Source organism: Stenotrophomonas sp. PAMC25021 (assembly GCF_004795795.1).
GTDB classification, from domain to species: domain Bacteria; phylum Pseudomonadota; class Gammaproteobacteria; order Xanthomonadales; family Xanthomonadaceae; genus Stenotrophomonas; species Stenotrophomonas muris.
Map to the genome: position 1 here is coordinate 4,536,466 of NZ_CP039255.1, position 17,308 is coordinate 4,553,773.

Annotated in this window: 15 protein-coding genes; 12 read left to right on the plus strand and 3 right to left on the minus strand. The window is 67.1% G+C overall.

Annotation, left to right across the window (positions count from 1 at the left end):
* Positions 1–5: 5 nt before the first annotated feature.
* Both E5790_RS21060 and E5790_RS21065 read right to left on the minus strand, forming a co-directional pair.
* Positions 6–680, minus strand: a complete 675-nt coding sequence (locus tag E5790_RS21060; protein ID WP_111206855.1) for a ChrR family anti-sigma-E factor — start codon at positions 678–680, stop codon at positions 6–8.
* Complete coding sequence (locus tag E5790_RS21065; RefSeq protein WP_111206856.1) at positions 677–1,300, minus strand: sigma-70 family RNA polymerase sigma factor; 624 nt, start codon at positions 1,298–1,300, stop codon at positions 677–679. Before E5790_RS21065 ends, E5790_RS21060 begins: the two co-directional genes overlap by 4 nt.
* 134 nt (positions 1,301–1,434) lie before the next feature.
* On the opposite strand from E5790_RS21065, the gene E5790_RS21070 reads away from it, so the two are divergent.
* From E5790_RS21070 to E5790_RS21125, 12 genes are all read left to right on the plus strand, one after another.
* Positions 1,435–2,202, plus strand: coding sequence for a hypothetical protein (locus E5790_RS21070; RefSeq protein ID WP_111206857.1), 768 nt, complete (start codon positions 1,435–1,437; stop codon positions 2,200–2,202).
* Between the two features lie 81 nt (positions 2,203–2,283).
* On the plus strand, positions 2,284–3,234 hold the full coding sequence (locus tag E5790_RS21075) for an acyl-CoA desaturase (protein WP_075075970.1): 951 nt from the start codon (positions 2,284–2,286) through the stop codon (positions 3,232–3,234).
* 1 nt (position 3,235) lies between these two features.
* Positions 3,236–4,513: an FAD-dependent oxidoreductase gene (locus E5790_RS21080; RefSeq protein ID WP_049439856.1), complete on the plus strand. Its 1,278-nt coding sequence runs from the start codon at positions 3,236–3,238 to the stop codon at positions 4,511–4,513.
* Positions 4,510–5,277 (plus strand): DUF1365 domain-containing protein, encoded by a 768-nt coding sequence (locus tag E5790_RS21085; protein ID WP_014647127.1) that lies wholly within the window; start codon positions 4,510–4,512, stop codon positions 5,275–5,277. Before E5790_RS21080 ends, E5790_RS21085 begins: the two co-directional genes overlap by 4 nt.
* Complete coding sequence (locus E5790_RS21090) at positions 5,274–6,533, plus strand: cyclopropane-fatty-acyl-phospholipid synthase family protein (protein WP_049405283.1); 1,260 nt, start codon at positions 5,274–5,276, stop codon at positions 6,531–6,533. The genes E5790_RS21085 and E5790_RS21090 overlap by 4 nt, the downstream gene beginning before the upstream one ends.
* A gap of 1 nt (position 6,534) precedes the next feature.
* A complete protein-coding gene (locus E5790_RS21095) occupies positions 6,535–7,080 on the plus strand; it encodes a DUF2878 domain-containing protein (RefSeq protein WP_014647125.1) in 546 nt (181 codons plus the stop codon).
* A complete protein-coding gene (locus E5790_RS21100) occupies positions 7,077–7,862 on the plus strand; it encodes a DUF1295 domain-containing protein (protein ID WP_111206858.1) in 786 nt (261 codons plus the stop codon). Before E5790_RS21095 ends, E5790_RS21100 begins: the two co-directional genes overlap by 4 nt.
* Positions 7,859–8,932, plus strand: coding sequence for a class I SAM-dependent methyltransferase (locus E5790_RS21105; protein WP_111206859.1), 1,074 nt, complete (start codon positions 7,859–7,861; stop codon positions 8,930–8,932). The genes E5790_RS21100 and E5790_RS21105 overlap by 4 nt, the downstream gene beginning before the upstream one ends.
* Positions 8,933–8,940: 8 nt before the next feature.
* Positions 8,941–9,474, plus strand: coding sequence for a lipocalin family protein (locus E5790_RS21110; protein ID WP_111206860.1), 534 nt, complete (start codon positions 8,941–8,943; stop codon positions 9,472–9,474).
* 306 nt (positions 9,475–9,780) lie between these two features.
* Positions 9,781–13,260, plus strand: a complete 3,480-nt coding sequence (locus tag E5790_RS21115; protein WP_136191798.1) for an AAA domain-containing protein — start codon at positions 9,781–9,783, stop codon at positions 13,258–13,260.
* Between the two features lie 266 nt (positions 13,261–13,526).
* Entirely contained in the window at positions 13,527–14,153 is a 627-nt protein-coding gene (locus tag E5790_RS21120; protein ID WP_032961138.1) for a response regulator transcription factor, read from the plus strand.
* Between the two features lie 14 nt (positions 14,154–14,167).
* Positions 14,168–16,477, plus strand: coding sequence for an ATP-binding protein (locus E5790_RS21125; protein WP_049439938.1), 2,310 nt, complete (start codon positions 14,168–14,170; stop codon positions 16,475–16,477).
* Here the strand turns inward: E5790_RS21125 and E5790_RS21130 are convergent, their stop codons facing one another.
* On the minus strand, positions 16,478–17,233 hold the full coding sequence (locus tag E5790_RS21130; protein WP_032961063.1) for a SapC family protein: 756 nt from the start codon (positions 17,231–17,233) through the stop codon (positions 16,478–16,480).
* Positions 17,234–17,308 lie beyond the last annotated feature (75 nt).

A 17,308-nucleotide genomic window follows, 5' to 3' on the forward strand; every position in this document is an offset into this window, starting at 1 on the left:
CCGCACTAGAGTTTCACGAACCGCTGGATCTTGCGCGCCAGCCACCCGCTGAACACCAGCGGTGCATCCAGCGCCGACACGCAGATGCACGGCACCCCCGGCGCGGTCACCGGCTGATGCTCCACGTCTTCATCCAGGTCCGCCACGTCGCCGGGTGCGAACAGCCCCAGCGCATCGTTGTAGGAACCGCGCAGGATCTGGGTCAGCTCGCTGCGGCCATGGCTGTGCATGGGCAGGCATTTGCCCGGGGCGATCCTCAGCATGATCAGCGAAGGCATCTGCTCGGCACGGATGCATTGCACGCCGGGTGCCATCCAGCGCCAACGCAACCCACTGAGCGATGCCCCGAAGTAGGGGTGCAGCGAGGCAGGCAGATGGTCCGGGTCGGCCTCGGGCCGCTCCTTCGGCACGGGACGCGCGGCCTGGTCCATGGCAATCGGCATTTCCGCAGCCAGCTGCATCAGCATGGCCTCGCGCAGCTGTTCGCGGCGTGGATCAGGCGCGGGCGGCTGGGTCTGCTCGAGCAGCACCGAGCCGATCGCCTCGGCCTCGCGCAGGCGCTGGCGGCAGTGCGGGCACTGCTCCAGATGCGTACCAGCGACCACGCTCAGTGGCGCGGGCAGCGCGCCTGCGGCATAGCTCATCAACGTCGATTCGTGCAGGTGGTGGCGCGGGTTCACAGCGCACCTCCCACTTTGGCCTGCAGCTGCAGGAACGCGCGCCGCAGATGCGACTTGACCGTGCCCAAGGGCATGCCGATCGCCTCGGCGATCTCGCTGTGGCTCTTGGCCTCGAAATAGGACATGCGCACCAAGCGCGCCTGCACGGCGGGCAGTTCGTTGATGCGCTGGCGCAGCCGGGCCTGGTCGGCAAACTGTTCGGCGCTGCTGCGTTCGATCACATCCAGGGTTGCTGCGTCCTCGACGGCTGCCTGCACCTGCATCCAGGCGCGCTCGCGGCGGATGCGGTCAATGTGCAGGTTACGGGCGATGCGATACAGCCACGTGCTCAGCGCACCCTGCGCGGGATCGAAGTCGGCCGCGCGCAGCCATAGCCGCAGCAGGCTCTCCTGCGCCAGTTCCTCGGCCACCGCGTCAGGCACGCCCAGGCCCCGCAGGTATACGCACAGCCGCGGCATGAAGTAATCATAGATCCGCATGAAACAGTCGCGGTCACGAAGCCGTGCCACGCCGTCCATGTCACCGGCCCAGTTCGTCGGCTCGCTGCTCGGCTGCTGGGAACTGGACACGATGCGTGCGGTATCGAAGTTGAGGGGGTTGCTGGCGGCGTCAGGGTACATCGGCGTTCGCGGCGGGCGGGTGAAGGTCTGTCCTCTGTACGCGCAGGGGCCGTGATTGGATGCAGCCGCTGCAGACGCATCCAACCGCCCATCCCCGCCGTATGACCTCAGCCCTCCTTTCCCGGATGAACGCGATGCGTACCGCCTGGCTGCTGCTGTGCCTGCCCCATGCCGCGCTGGCCGCGCCCTGGCTGCGAAGCGAGGGGGTAGCAACGTCGTCGCGCGGCGACCTGCTCTACCGCGAGGTGCACTGGCGACGCGATGCGGCCGAGGGTGCCGAGCGCTGGGTGCTGTACCAATGCGCGGACGGGCGGCCTTTCGCCCGCAAGCACCTGCCGGCCAGCGCGGACCCACAGGCGCGCGGCTATACCCTGGAGGACCGGCGCAGCGGCCAGAAGGCCGACGTCGAGGCCGCCAGCGGCAGGGTCTCGATCGCGTGGAAGGAGGATGCCGGCAGCCCACCGGTGCAGCGCGAGCTCGACCTGCCGACCGGCGCGGTCATCGACGCAGGGTTCGACGCGGCGGTGCGCCTGCATTGGCAGGCGCTCATGCGCGGCGAGCGTGTGACCCTGCCCTTCCTGGTCCCAGCGCGGCAGCGCTACTTCCCGGTGCAGGTAAGGCGCACCGGCCCGCAGCGCTGGCAGGGGATCGATGCGCAGTCGATCGAGGTCAGCCTGGACACCTGGTACGGCGGCATCGCGCCACGCCTTGCGCTGGTATATGCCAGCGCTGACCAGCGCCTGCTGGAGTTCCGTGGCACCAGCAACCTGCGCGATCAACGCGGTGCCTATCCACAGGTGACGGTGCGCTTCATCGCCGCAGCGGCTGGTCGCCCCGCCAGCGAATGGCAGCAGGCCTGGGCGCAGCCGCTGACAGATCGCTGCACCGTTACGGCCAGGTGAAATCTAAATTTCCTGCCGCGCTCCGCATCCAGTGGGCCTTCTGCCGCGTAGAGGAAGACACGAAACCCGCCGAGATCCGCCATGGCCTCTGTAGCGCCCCTCCCCCGTCGACGCTGGCGCCTGCTGCGCACGCTGCAGCGCTGGTTCGATACCGGCAACGCCGCAGAGGCCACCGGCGAGCGGCCGGGGCGGATCGACTGGGTGCGCGCCGTGCCCTTCGCGCTGATGCACCTGGCCTGCATCGCAGTGATCTGGGTGGGCATCTCGTGGACAGCGGTGATCGTGGCTGCAGCACTCTATGCGGTGCGCATGTTCGCCATCACGGCGTTCTACCACCGCTACTTCTCGCATCGCACCTTCCAGGCATCGCGGCCGGTGCAGTTCGTGTTCGCGGTGATAGGCGCCTCCAGCGTACAGCGCGGGCCGCTGTGGTGGGCCGCCCACCATCGCCACCACCACCGTCACGCCGACCAGCCGCTGGACCCGCACTCCCCCCGTGAGGGCGGCTTCTGGCGCAGCCACATGGGCTGGTTCCTCACCCGCGAGGCCTTTGCCACCGACCTGTCGCGGGTGCCCGACCTGGCGCGCTACCCGGAGCTGCGCTGGCTGGACCGCTTCGATACGGCTGTGCCGGTACTGCTGGCCGCAGCGCTGTATGCACTGGGCGCCGGGTTGGAGCGCTGGGCGCCAGGCTTGCATACCTCCGGCTCGCAATTGCTGGTGTGGGGCTTCTTCATCTCCACGATCGTGCTGTTCCACGCCACGGTCACCATCAATTCGCTGGCCCATCGCTTCGGTCGCCGCCGCTTCGAGACCCGCGATGACAGCCGCAACAATCTCTGGCTGGCGCTGCTCACCTTCGGCGAAGGCTGGCACAACAACCACCACTTCTTCCCGGGCACCGTCCGCCAGGGCTTCCGCTGGTGGGAAGTGGACCTGACCTGGTATGGACTGCGCGCGATGGCGGCGCTTGGGCTGGTCAAAGGGCTCAAGCCGATTCCCGAGTGGGTGCTGGCCAAGGCGAGGTACTGACATGCGCATCGCGATCATCGGTTCGGGCATTGCCGGACTGGCCAGCGCCTGGTGGCTGGACGGCGAACACGACGTCACGCTGTTCGAGGCCAACGACTATCTGGGCGGCCATACCCACACCCACGACGTGCAGGTGGATGGCGTCCGCATGGCGGTGGACACCGGCTTCATCGTGTTCAATCCCCAGCACTACCCGCTGCTGACCGCACTGTTCGACGAGCTGGGCGTCGCCTCGCAGCCGACCACGATGAGCTTCTCGATGCACAGCGAGCGCAGCGGCGTGGAGTACAACGCCACCTCGCTGGATGGCCTGTTCTGCCAGCGCCGCAACCTGGTGTCGCCGCGGTTCTGGGGCATGCTGGCCGACCTGCGCCGGTTCTACCGCGATGCCCCCCTGTTGCTGGCAGAAGACGAGGGCCCAACGTTGGGGCAGTACCTGCGCAGCCAGCGCTACGGCGATGCCTTCATCGACGAGCACCTGCTGCCGATGGCCTCCGCGCTGTGGTCGTCCCCGACGGCCACGGTGATGGACTTCCCGGCGCGCTATCTGGCCCAGTTCATGGCCAACCACCAGATGCTGCAGATGACCGGGCGTGCACCGTGGCGGGTGGTGAGCGGTGGATCGGCCCGCTATGTCGACGCCCTGCGCGCCCGCTGGCGGGTGCATGAGCGGCTGGAGTGCCCAGTACAGTCGGTCGAGCGGATGCCGTGGGGCGCTCGCGTGCACAGCGCGGCCGGCGTGGAAGGCTTCGATGAGGTCATCCTGGCCTGCCACAGCGACCAGGCCCTGGCGCTGCTGCGTGACGCCGACCCCATCGAACGCGACGTGCTCGGCGCCATCCGCTACCAGGCCAACGAAGCGGTGCTGCACACCGACGCGTCATTGCTGCCGCGCAACCGCAAGGCGTGGGCGGCATGGAATGCCCATGTGCCCCGCGACCCTGCTGCGCCCTGCACGGTCAGCTACTGCATGAACCAGCTGCAGGGCCTGCCCGGCAGCACGCCCCTGGTGGTCACGCTCAACCGCAGCGAAGCAATCGACCCCGGCAAGGTGCTGCGCACCCTGCATTATGCGCACCCGGTGCACGACCATGCCGCAGTGCGCGCGCAACAGCGCTGGGCCGAGCTGCAGGGCCGCCGCCACACCTGGTTCGCAGGCGCCTATTGGGGCTGGGGCTTCCATGAGGACGGCATCCGCAGCGCCCGCCGCGTGGTCGATGCACTGCGCACCTGTGAACCGCACCACGTCATGGCGGCTCCCGGCGAGGTGGCCGCATGAGCGCCAGTGCGCTCTACTTCGGGCAGGTGGCGCACCGCAGGCACCTGCCACACCCGCATGCGTTCCGCTATCCGATCGCACAGCTGCTGCTCGACCTGGATGAACTCGACAGCGTGTTCGCCGGGCGCTGGCTGTGGTCGATCAATCGCCGCAATCTGGCCGAGTTCCGTCGCAGCGATTACTTCGGCGATCCCGCGCGGCCCTTGGCCGATGCAGTGCGCGACCACGCTGCATCAACCCTGGGCTACCGGCCCACCGGCCCGGTCCGCCTGCTCACCCATCTGCGCTTCGCCGGTCACGTGTTCAACCCGGTCAGCTTCTACTACTGCTACCGGGCCGATGGCAGCACGCTGGACTGCATCGTCGCCGAGATCACCAACACACCCTGGAAGGAACGTCACGCCTACGTGCTGCCGGTCGCAACGGCCACGCAGGAAGGCACCTCGCTGCGCTGGCGGTTCGACAAATGCTTCCATGTCTCGCCCTTCATGCCGATGGATTGTCATTACGACTGGCGGTTCAACTGCCCTGATGAGGACCTGCGCGTGCACATGCAGGTCTGGCGCGACGGCGCGCGCCAGTTTGATGCCACCCAGGTCATGCAACGACACCCCCTGGATGGCCGCGGGCTGGCCCGCGTCCTGGCCTGCTATCCACTGATGACCACCCAGGTGGTGGCCGCCATCCACTGGCATGCGTTGCGGCTGTGGCTGAAACGCAATCCCGTACACGACCACCCTACCCTTGCCGAGAAACCGCGATGAATTCGATGATTCCTTCGGTCGCGCTGCCGCGCCCCGGCGCATTGGATGCCTTCCTGCGCCGCCGCCTGCTGGCCCAGCTCGCCCCGATGCGCGACGGCCGCCTGTGCGTGCGCGACGCGCTGGGCGAAGTCTGGTTGGGCGATGCCCGCGGTGAGCTGCATGTCACCGTCACCATCGAGGACCCGGCGTTCTATCGCAAGGTGGCGGCCCAGGGCAGCGTCGGCGCCGGCGAAAGCTACATCCATGGCGAATGGCGCTGTGACGACCTGGTCGCCCTGATACGGCTGCTCGTGCGCAACCGCGATCTGCTCGACAGCATGGAACACGGCCCGGCGCGCGTGGGAGGCTGGCTGCTGCGCGGCTGGAACCGCCTGCGCCGCAACAGCCGTGAAGGCAGCCGCCGCAACATCGCCGCGCACTACGACCTCGGCAACGACTTCTTCGCCCTGTTCCTGTCACCGGACCTGATGTACTCCTCGGCCCTGTTCGCCGAAGAGGGCGAATCGCTGGAATCCGCCTCGCGGCGCAAGCTGGACCGCATCTGCCAACAGCTGCAGCTCAAGCCGGGCGACCGCGTGGTGGAGATCGGTACCGGCTGGGGTGGTTTTGCGCTGCACGCGGCGCAGCACTACGGCTGCCACGTCACCACAACCACGATCTCCGCCGAGCAGCATGCACTGGCCAGAGAGCGCGTCCGCGTCGCCGGGCTGCAGGACAAGGTCACGCTGTTGATGCAGGACTACCGCGACCTGCAGGGCCAGTTTGACAAGCTGGTATCGATCGAGATGATCGAAGCCATCGGCGCCGAATACCTGGACACCTACATGGCAACGCTGCAGCGCCTGCTCAAGCCCGATGGTGTCGCCCTGCTGCAGGCCATCACCATCGAAGATCACCGCTACGAGCAGGCACGGCGCAGCGTCGACTACATCAAGCGCTATGTGTTTCCGGGCAGCTTCATTCCGTCGATCAACGCGATCATGGCGGCCAAGACCCGATCCAGTGACCTGCAGCTGGTCGCCCAGCAGGATTTCGGCCACTCCTACGCACTGACCCTGCGCGCCTGGCGCCAACGCTTCCTTGCCCAGCTGCCCGCTGTGCAGGCACAGGGCTTTGATACGCGCTTCTGCCGGATGTGGGAGTTCTACCTGGCCTATTGCGAGGGCGGCTTCCTGGAGCGTTCGATCGGCGTTTCGCATCTGCTGCTGGCGCGCCCCGGGCATCGTCCCGCTGGCGCATCGGGTCAAGGCGGCTGAGGTGCGCCGGTTCTGGGCCAATCTGCTTGGCAACCAGCTGGTCTGGCTGTGCGCCGTGGCCGGCGCCGGGCGCGGCTGGCAATGGCCGGCGCTGCTGGCAGCGTCGCTCTACATCGGCAGCCAGCTGCTGACCTCGCCGCAACCTCGGCTGGATCTTCGGCTGATGCTGTTGGCGCTGGCCTGCGCGTGGCTGGTCGACGCCAGTGCCGCCGCCAGCGGCACCGTACGCTACGCCGCGGCCCCGCTGGGCTGGACGCCACCCCTTTGGATCATGGCGTTGTGGGCCGCGTTTGCGATGACGCTGACCACTTCGATGCGCTTCCTGCTTCGCCACCCTGCCCTGCCAGCCGCGTTCGGCCTGCTGCTGGCCCCGCTGGCCTATCTCTCCGCAGCGCGCGGTTTCGATGCGGTTCGATTCACTACGCCGCTGTGGCAAGGCCTGCTGGTACTGGGGGTGGGCTGGAGCATCGCGCTTTCGCTGCTGTGCATGGCCGCTCGTCGCGGCTCCCGCACCATCCCGCCGCCCTTGGCCGGAGCGCCGTCATGATCAATCTGGTGTGGGTACTGCTGTATGCCGTGCTTGTGATGAGCTGGGGCTGGGCCTGGCAGCGGCGCCACCGCAACATCGGCGTGGTCGATGTGCTCTGGGCCAAGGGCGTGGGTGCTTCGGCCCTGTTGCTGGCGTGGCTCGGCGATGGTGCGGCGGCGCCACGGATTGCACTGGGCGTGCTCGGTGGCCTGTGGGGCAGCCGACTGGCACTGCACCTGTGGCATCGGGTCCGCCATGAACAGGAAGACGGTCGCTACCGTTATCTGCGCGAGTACTGGCAAGGGCATCAAGCCAAGATCTTCGGCTTCTTCATGGCCCAGGCACTGCTGGTCGTGCTGTTCGCCCTGCCCTTCGTCGCGGTGGCTGCCAATCCACAGACCAGCATGACGTTGTGGGTCGTGGCCGCCGCACTCGTCTGGCTGCTGAGCGTCGGTGGCGAGAGCCTGGCCGACCATCAGCTGGCCCGGTTCCGCGCGGATCCTGCAAACCAGGGTCGCACCTGCCGCGCCGGGCTCTGGCGTTACTCCCGCCACCCCAACTACTTCTTCGAGTGGCTGCACTGGTTCAGCTATGTCCTGCTCGCGGTCGGCTCGCCGCTGTGGTGGCTGGCGTGGTCCGGCCCGCTGCTGATGTATGTGTTCCTGCGCTACCTGAGCGGCATTCCGTTCACCGAAAAGCAGGCGCTGCGCAGCCGCGGCGACGATTACCGCGCCTACCAGCGCAGCACGCCGATGTTCTTCCCCTGGTTCCCTCGTCCTTCCAAGGAGCATTCCGCATGAGCGCGATTCCGTCACTGACCCCGGCCGACGACGCGGAAACTGGGCTGATCGCCTGGGCCGAACGCGGCCTGGTTCCCGATGCCGCGCTGCGCGCCGGCATCCGTCGCCTGTGCGCGCAACGCCTGCACGAGGAAATGCTGGGCGGTATCGAAGCACAGTCCGCACGCTTCGGCCGTCGCATCGCCGAGCTGGCCGACAGCCCGCTCGCGCTGCATACCGACGCGGCCAACCGCCAGCACTATGAGGTTCCGGCGGCCTTCTTCCAGGCCTGCCTGGGCAGGCGCCTGAAGTACAGCAGCTGCTACTACCCCACCGGGCGCGAAACGCTGGACCAGGCGGAGGACGCCATGCTGGAGCTGTACGGCCAGCGCGCCGGACTGGCCGATGGCCAGCAGATCCTCGAACTGGGCTGCGGCTGGGGTTCGCTGACCCTGTGGATGGCCGAGCACTATCCCGCCGCCGCGATCACCGCCGTGTCCAATTCGCACAGCCAGCGCCAGCACATCATGGCGCAGTGCCAGGCCCGGGGGCTGCACAACGTCGAGGTGATCACCCGCGACGTCAACCAGCTCGAGCTGCCAACCGCACGCTTCGACCGCTGCGTCTCGGTGGAAATGTTCGAGCATGTGCGCAACTACGAGCGCCTGCTGGCGCGCATCAGCCAGTGGCTGAAGCCCGACGGCGCGCTGTTCGTGCACATCTTCGCCCACCGCACGCTGATGTACCCGTTCGAGACCGAGGGCGGCGACAACTGGATGGGCCGCCATTTCTTCACTGGTGGCCTGATGCCGGCGGCCGACACGCTGCTGCATTTCCAGCGCGACCTGCGGCTTGACCAGCGCTGGTTGCTGGACGGCACCCACTACCAGCGCACGGCCGACCACTGGCTGGCCAACCAGGATGCAGCACGCGAGGCGGTGATGCCGGTGCTGGTCGCGACCTACGGCCAGGCCGCCGCGAAGATCTGGTGGCAGCGCTGGCGCATGTTCTGGATGGCATGCGCCGAGCTGTTCGGCTACGACGACGGCCAGCAGTGGCTGGTCGCCCACTATCTGTTCCGCCCCCGTTGAGGTGTGACATGCGCATGCGCTCGCTGCTTCCCCTGCTGGCATTGAGCCTGTTTGGTTCCGGCTGCAGTTCCACCGATACCCGTCCCCTGCCCCGCCCGCCCTCAGTGGACGTGCCACGCTTCATGGGCGACTGGTATGTGATCGCCCACATCCCCTCATGGCCGGAGCGCAAAGCTTTCGACGCGGTGGAGAGCTACGCATTGAAGCCCGACGGGCGCATCCAGACCACCTTCACCTATCGCAAGGGCAGCTTCGACGCCCCCCAGAAGTCGATGCACCCTGTGGGACGGGTCGAGAAGGACGGCAACGGCGCCATCTGGGGCATGCAGTTCATCTGGCCGATCCAGGCCGAGTATGTGATTGCCTGGCTGCGCGATGACTACGGCCAGACCATCGTCGCGCGCAGCAAGCGCGACTACGTGTGGTACATGGCACGCACGCCACAGGTGTCCGAGAGCGACTACCAGCAGGCCGTGCAGCGCATCGCGGCCATGGGTTACGACACCGCAAAGCTGAGGCGCGTGCCGCAGTCGGTGCGCTGAGCCATCGGTCATCCCCACGCAGCACCTGCTGACGGCAGGGCGTGTCGACATCTGCTTGCGCCGGATGTCGCATTCATCACCGCTGCCGCATTGTTCATCCGGCACGCGCGCAGCCGCTGCCGGACCCGTGCGTACAGCGACGCCGCACCTGCCCTGCCTGCAGTAGCTGGCGCTGGGGTCGCGAACACTCAAGACTCGACCGCGGCGGCCGCTAATGGCCAATGCAGGGCTGTGCGCGCCGGCCACAATGGCCGACGAAGGGTGCATTCCGGTCGTGGCCGATTTCACAATGGAAGGAACAGGCAGTTGAAGGAAGAACGACGCAACACGTTGCAGGCCAGTCATCGCGCGATCCTCAGCTTCTGGCACAGGGTTGAGTTCTTCATACCCTACGATCTGCAGGGCCAGGTCCTTGAGTCGAAGGACGCGGACTGGAGCGTACGGCAGCTGTCCAGGGATCAGCTCGAGCGATTGGACCCGAAGGATCTGTGGTCCCCACCCCTGCCATTCGGTCGCAGGCTGAGCGGATTCGATGTCTACCTCGGCATATTCGACAAAGCCCAGCTGGCCGATATCACCCAGCGGGTACTGGCTGAGACGCCAAGCGGAGACGAGTCGCTGGAACAGGACGAACGGGCCGAGCTGGAAGGCCTGACCTGCGCGGCCAGCCTGCGGGCAAGCGCCGAGGGCGTGCTGCAGCTGGGTGAAATCTCGGTATCGACCGTTCCGTGGGCACTGGGCACGATCTCCAGGCGTGGCTTGCAGGGCCTGGACTTCGACGCCTTCCAGGCAAGCCTTGAAGCACTCAAGCGCGACGTAGCAACGTTCCGCAGCGCCGCTGCCACCCCCGCCGAACAGGGTGAGGGCCCAACGCCCTGCAGCCCCGACGACCTGTTGCGCCTGCTCGACATCCTGTGCAACTGGTCGGGTCATGACCCTTCCGCGGGCGACGCGTCCGCTCCGCTGCTGGTCATCCGGGCGAAAAGCGTTGAAGACAAGCCGAAGCCGGAACGGGCAGCAAAAGCCACACCCCCAGAGCCGGACAACGAGCCAACGGCGGAAGCGGACGACGCCGAGGACGACGAGGCCCAGCCCGAAGAGGACGCGGAGATCAGCATTCTCAACAGTTTCTTCGTCGAGGATATCGCGCGGGCCATCGGCGCACTCGACCAGGGCAAGGCCAGTGCGCCCCTACGCGCCTATCTGAGCCCATTGCCTGAAAGCCGACGCGAAGACCTTTACACCCCAGAAGGCCATGCGCTGATTGCCGACCGGCTGCGCCCGCGCCACATCAATCGGGGCCACTGGCCCGGCGATCCTGCACACACGATGAGCCTGATGCAGCAGTTCGCTGTGAACAGCATCTTCGAGCAGGTGCGCGATTCAGGCATCTTCTCGGTCAATGGCCCGCCCGGAACCGGGAAGACCACGCTGTTGCGTGAGGTCTTCGCTGAGAACATCGTGCGGCGTGCACGTGCATTGTCACAGTACGCGACGCCAGCCGCTGCGCTCGGCCCAGCCCGCGAAGTGAACTTCGAAGGTGAGAAGCCGTGCAGGGTCTCGCCACTGAAGGCCGACCTGACCGGCTTCGAGATGGTGGTCGCATCGTCGAACAATGCCGCCGTGGAGAATATTTCGCGTGACCTGCCGAAGAGCCGGTCACTGGGCAAGCCCGGAGGGTCGCGCTGGCGCAACAGCACAGGGGACGTGACCTTCGACTACCTGCGGCCACTGGCCCGCAACCTGCTCGAATGGAACGGCAGGGGCGCCTATGAACGACCGGCGGCAGACAGCGATGCCTGGGGGTTGATCAGCTGCGCGCTGGGCAGGAAGGCCAACCGCGAGGCACTTGTGCGGGCCATCAGCAGGAGCGCCCCAAAAGATGGCAAAACCCCCGCACCGAAGGGCTACGACCGCGCCCGCCACCAGTCGCTCTGGGAGTGGCGGGACAACCCAGCAGCCATGAGCTTCCAGCAGGCCAGGCAGGCGTTCGGCAAGGCCGATGCGATCGTCAATGGCCTGGTCGAAAAGCTTGATCGGCTCGCCTCGCTCAGCCGTGAGATCAGCGGCAACGATGAGGAGAGCTTCTGCCGGCAAACGACTTCTCAGCTTCGCGATGCACAGCGCGCGCATGAGGAAGCTGCACAGCAGTGCCGTGCACTCGAGGGCCAGCGCAGCAGATCCGATGAACAGCTCGCCCTGCTCAAGGCGCAACGCATCCTGCTCAGGGAAGAGAAGCCTGGCTGGTGGGCCCGCATCTTCGACCGGCAGCGCGCGCACAGCCATGCGGCCGCAATGGTGCAGAACGCAGATCATCAGCACCGATGGACCCAGCGCGGGCTCGAACTCGGGACGCAATGTGATACGGCGCAACAGCACCTGGGCCGAACCGCGAGCACCCTGGCCGAGGCATCGGCCGCCGCGCAGGCACGGGCGCAGCAATGGGCTGGAATGACGCAACAGCTCGAACAACTGAAAGCCGAATTCGGCACCGCGTCCCATCCCGCCAACGCGGCCGAACTGGAAGATCAGGACTGGCAGATCAAGGGAGTCTGGAACAGCGAGCAGCTCAACGAGCAGCGCGCCAACCTCTTCGTGGCGGCACTGCAGCTTCACCAGGCCTGGCTGCACGAAGTCGTGCAGAAGGGCGGCGGCTTCGCCCAGAACGTCATTGCACTGTGCCACCTGCTGAGTGGCAAGCGGCTGCAGGAGCCACGCGATGCGCTGGCCATCTGGCAGAGCCTGTTCATGATCGTGCCGGTTGTCTCCAGCACGTTCGCCTCGGTCGCACGCCAGTTCCGACATCTGGGGCCGGACTCGATCGGCTGGCTGTTCATCGATGAAGCTGGCCAGGCCGTGCCGCAGGCGGCAGTCGGTGCACTGCTGCGCTCCAGGCGCGCGGTCGTGGTGGGTGATCCGCTGCAGATCGAGCCGGTGTTCACCGTGCCGGTCAAGCTGCTGCAGGCGCTGGGCCGAACCAGCGCACTGCCCGCAGGCGTGAACGTCTCGCCCGACAAGACCTCCGTACAGGTACTGGCCGACGAGGCCAACCCGCTCGGTGCCCGCATGGAGTCCGGCGGCTCGCCGCTCTGGATCGGCAGTCCGCTGCGCGTGCATCGTCGCTGCGTCGAACCGATGTTCTCCATTGCCAACACGATTGCCTACGAGGGGAAGATGATCTTCTCCAACCCCTGGGAACCCAGTGCGGCGCGGCCACCCGCCGACAGCCTGGACATCGGCAGCAGCGCCTGGGTACACGCCCCCGGCCGCACCAGCGACAAGCAGGTCGTGCCGTGCCAGATCGACCTGGTGCAGCAGGCGTTGGCCGCGCTCTATCACAGCACCGGAAGCCTTCCCCCGGTCTACATCATTTCGCCCTTCAAGCGCATCAAGAATGCCCTGCTCGAGCGACTGCGGAGCCAGGACGCCTGGCTTGGCCCGGATGCCCCACCCGGCACGCAGGCGCCACGCACCACCGAACTGCGCACGTGGTGCAGGGAGCGCGTCGGCACCGTGCACACCTTCCAGGGCAAGGAGGAAAGCATTGTCTGGATGGTCCTGGGCTGCGACACGGACACGGTGGGCGCGGCGCACTGGGCCTCCAGCAAGCTCAATCTGCTCAACGTCGCCGTCACCCGTGCCCAGCACCGCTGCTTCCTGATCGGAGACACCGCACTCTGGGGCGGCCTGCGCCACTTCTCAGACGCCCATGCCAAACAGTTGCCCCGCATCACCCCGGCGCAGTTCCTGGGTCGCATGTCGATCCCCCGCGTGCAGACTCGATAGCCCTGCCCTGCCCTGACGGCGTCAACCAGTCAGGTCAGGGGCGCAGGGTCACGCCGGCGTGACGCGTCACATTAATGGTTCCGGCAGCCACGACGGGACGCCTGCAGCACCCCATCCATTTACGTCACGAATGCGTAAGCCTCGGCCGATCAACTGCATCCATCGATCTTTAGGAATAGTCGTAAAAACGCAACGAATTCGATGTTCGACGCGACAGCGGCGCCAGAATGGCGGCCACGCCCATGGGCGCCGACCACCTCCCGCGCATGAATGGATTTCCTGCACCGCGTCGGCTTCGCCTGGCGCTCCTGGACGATCACGAAGTCGTCCGTCGCGGCACCGCCCTGCACCTGTCAGGCGATCTCCGCTTCGACATCGTCGCCAGCCACGGTTGCAGCAACGAACTGCTCTGCAGCCTGCAACGCACACCAGTGGATGTGGCCATCATCGATCTCACGCTTGCCCGTGACGACCTGGGTAGCCTCGAGCTGGTTGCGCTGCTCCGCCGGGAATTCCCGCGCACGCCATTGCTGGCCTTCGCCACGCTCTGCCCCACCACCAACCTCAACAGCCTGATCGATGCCGGACTCAACGGATTCGTCAGCAAGGCCGAACCGCTTGCTGCATTGTCCGACGCCATCGTACGTGTTTCCCAGGGCCTGACCCGGGTTCCACCGGACGTCAGGCTGGCCGGCGACCGCGGCGAGCTCAGCCGCAACGAGCGCGAAGTGCTGGGCCTGCTGCTGGAAGGCTTGACGGTCTCCGAGATCGCATTGCGGCGGCACCGCAGCATCAAGACTGTCAGCACGCAGAAGGTTGCTGTGCTGCGCAAGCTGGGATTGCGCAGCGACGTGGAAATCTACGCACTGCGCGAACGACTGGAGACACCGTGAGGCGCCAGCCGCCGTTGCGCCGCCGCTTCCTGTCCACGGGGCTGCTGGCGCTCCTTCTCCTGCCGGCTGCCTCGGCCGAAGATATCCGCTCGCCACGCTGGCTGCCGGGCAGCACTGTACGGGTCGCCACGACTCCCTCCCTGCGCCCCCTGCCCGCGGCCCTGGCCGATCCGTCATCACCGCCAACGCTCGCCCATGGCTATGCCAACCTGGTGGCGCGGCACGCCCAATTCCGTTTCCTGGAACACCCCTACCCGACAACCGCCGCATCAATCCTCGCTGTATGCCATCACGAGGCTGACCTGGTCATGGTGTTTGGCGGCGCAAGGCACCAGCCGCTGCCCTGCCCCGGCCTTGCCGCGTCCACCGCATTCCGTGGCGGCGCCACCCTGTTGGCCGGACGCGCCGGCGAGTGGCTGCCACGGGAGATGCGCGAACTCGACGGCCGGGTCATCGCCGTCGTTGAAGGCGGGCCCTACGCCAGCTGGCTGCACGCGCATCACCCGCAGGTCCGGCTGCGGCAGCTGCCAGACCGGCATGCAGCACTGGCGGCAGTCGAAAGCGGGCTGGCGGACGTGGCGATTGGCCTGGAGCCCACGCTGCGCCCCCTGGTTCGACGCCATTTCAATGGCAGCCTGCGCCTGCAGCCGTTCGATAGCGGTTTCTCCACCGACCTTTACCTGCTGGTTCGCCGGGAAGACCAGCAACTGCTTGGGCGCATCGAACAGGCATTGCGGGAGATCACACTGGAAGAGCACGCAGGCCTGCTCCACCTATGGGCAGGCCAGACCCTGCCTGCCGCGGCCGGGAATGCACTGGACTGGATGCAGGCGTCGCCCCCGCGCGGGTGGCTGCTGCTGGGCCCACTGCTGATTGCCCTGCCGCTGCTGTGGCTCGCAATGCGCCACCTGCGGGCGCGCGGTGACCGAAGCAGCGCGCATGCCATCGGCGTGATCAGCCACGAGATGCGCAACTCGGCGCAGGCCGTGCTGACCTCGATCGAGCTGCTGGGGCAATCGACATTGCCCAAGGGCGAGCGTGACCTGCTCGCCGCTGCCAGCAGCGCCAGCCAATCCCTGCGCAGCCTGTTGAATCGCGCACTGGATTTTTCGCGCCTTGCGAGCGGCGCTTTCAAGCCGCATGCGCAACCCTGCGATGCAACCCAGCTGTGCCGGCAGGCTCTGGAGGCGATCCGGCCACAGGCCCAGCGGAAAGGCCTGCAGCTGCATCTCGATGCCCAGGGCGCATCCCCGTCGAACATCCTGGTGGACGCCGATGCGCTACGCCAGATTGCCAGCAATCTGTTGGCGAACGCAGTGAAGTTCAGCGATTCCGGCCGCATCGAGCTGCGCCTGCAACTGATGCCGGCGGCGCGTCCTCGGGCGCTGCTGCTGGAGGTGATCGACAGCGGCATCGGCATCGCGCCGGCGCAGGTAGCCACCCTGTTCCAGCCTTTCCAGCAAGGCAGCAGCGGACAGCGGCGTGGCGGAAGTGGGCTGGGGCTTTCCATCGCGCGCGAGCTGGCCCGCGCAATGGGCGGCGACCTCACCGTGCACAGCGTGCTGGGCCGTGGCAGTCGCTTCATCCTGCGCCTGCCGGTGTGCCCGGCTGGCACCGGCGTGGATGCCCAGGACATGCCCGTGGGCGATACGCCACTGGCCGGACTGCACCTGCTGCTGGTCGAGGACCACGAGCTCAATCGCCACGTGATCGCCGAACAGCTGCGGCGCTGGGGCGCAGAGGTGTGCGCCGTGAAAGATGCGGCCAGTGCCCTGGCCGAACAGGCACGACAGCCCCGCTCCGTTGCTCTGATCGACATTGGGTTGCCTGGCGCCGATGGTCACGTGCTGGCGCGCGAGCTACGCGGGTCTGCCGGGCGCACCGTTCGCCTGATCGCATTGTCTGCCCGCACCGGACGGCGTCATCGCGCACGCTGCCACCGCTCGGGCTTCGACGCGGTGCTGGCCAAGCCGCTGCGCGCCGCCCAGCTGCTGCCTGCGCTCGGCATTGCGCGACCAGAGGGCCTGGGCGCAGCCGCGCAGACGATTGACATGGACGCGGCCTACATCGCCGACATCCACGATGAGCTCGGCAACATGGAGCGGGTTATTGATCGAGCGGATGCATCGGCACTGGGCCATCACGCGCACCGATTGCAGGGCACGCTGCAGATGCTGGGCCAATGCGAGCATGCGGCCATCGCGGCGGAGCTGGTCGACCTGGCGCATGACGCCGCGCCGGACTGGGCCGATGCGCGGCGCCTGCTGGACGTGCTGAAGGCCGGACAGGGCTCCCGCCCAGCGGGAACCCTGCCAATGCCTTGATCAGGCGGCCAGGCGCTCGACCTGGCGACGGGTCAGGTCATTGAAGCGACCCAGCGACATCAGGTGCTGGTGGATCAGTGCCAGCCAGCCGCTGCGGTGCCACTCGACCACGGTGGCTTCCGGCAGCGCAACGAACTTCTCGACGTCCACCACCAGGAAGCCATTGAGGTTGAACTCGCGGCCATCCGGGGTACGCACGGTGGCGTTGCGCTCGACCAGCAGGCCGTTGTCGGTCAGGGCCTTGGAGAAGGCCAGGGTCTGTTCGTGCTCGCGGGTGTACTGGCCGCAGAACTCCAGCGCCTGCTGCACCATTTCGGTGGCCTTGCCGTCAACGAACAGCGGCTGGCCTTCCTCGCCGCCCTTGACCACGCGCGGGCTTTCTTCGTCGATGCCCAGCAGGAAGTCATTCTCCGCGCCGGTGTCGATGAAGATGAAGGGGTGGCGGCGCAGGTAGGCCGGAATATAGGCCTCGTCTTCCCACAGGCCGTCCTTGATGAACAGGTTCTGGTCGGACACGCCGACGGCAGCCATCGGAACCGCACCGGGGCCGGCGAACAGGATCGGGAAATGATGCAGCGCCAGCGAGAACTCGCCCAGCACCAGCGGAATGGCGTTGTTGCCGGCGGCGAACTCGAGCTTGCCCGGCAGGATGCGCAGATCGGCGTGCACATCGGCCTGCAGCGGCACCGGACGGGTATAGAACAGGGGAGCGCCGCTCGGCGCCGCTTCGGTGGTGGTGTCGCTGGTGGTGGTCATCTTGGGAACCGTTCGATCATGCGCGCCTGCCATCCCGGGCACGCCAGCGGGAACAACCTGAATCCCGCATTATCA

Excerpts from the sequence above, each read along its gene's own strand:
- E5790_RS21065 (WP_111206856.1), bottom strand. The coding sequence starts at position 1,300 with ATGTACCCTGACGCCGCCAGCAACCCCCTCAACTTCGATACCGCACGC.
- E5790_RS21070 (WP_111206857.1), top strand. The coding sequence starts at position 1,435 with ATGCGTACCGCCTGGCTGCTGCTGTGCCTGCCCCATGCCGCGCTGGCC.
- E5790_RS21075 (WP_075075970.1), top strand. The coding sequence starts at position 2,284 with ATGGCCTCTGTAGCGCCCCTCCCCCGTCGACGCTGGCGCCTGCTGCGC.
- E5790_RS21080 (WP_049439856.1), top strand. The coding sequence starts at position 3,236 with ATGCGCATCGCGATCATCGGTTCGGGCATTGCCGGACTGGCCAGCGCC.
- E5790_RS21085 (WP_014647127.1), top strand. The coding sequence starts at position 4,510 with ATGAGCGCCAGTGCGCTCTACTTCGGGCAGGTGGCGCACCGCAGGCAC.
- E5790_RS21090 (WP_049405283.1), top strand. The coding sequence starts at position 5,274 with ATGAATTCGATGATTCCTTCGGTCGCGCTGCCGCGCCCCGGCGCATTG.
- E5790_RS21100 (WP_111206858.1), top strand. The coding sequence starts at position 7,077 with ATGATCAATCTGGTGTGGGTACTGCTGTATGCCGTGCTTGTGATGAGC.
- E5790_RS21105 (WP_111206859.1), top strand. The coding sequence starts at position 7,859 with ATGAGCGCGATTCCGTCACTGACCCCGGCCGACGACGCGGAAACTGGG.
- E5790_RS21110 (WP_111206860.1), top strand. The coding sequence starts at position 8,941 with ATGCGCATGCGCTCGCTGCTTCCCCTGCTGGCATTGAGCCTGTTTGGT.
- E5790_RS21120 (WP_032961138.1), top strand. The coding sequence starts at position 13,527 with ATGAATGGATTTCCTGCACCGCGTCGGCTTCGCCTGGCGCTCCTGGAC.
- E5790_RS21130 (WP_032961063.1), bottom strand. The coding sequence starts at position 17,233 with ATGACCACCACCAGCGACACCACCACCGAAGCGGCGCCGAGCGGCGCT.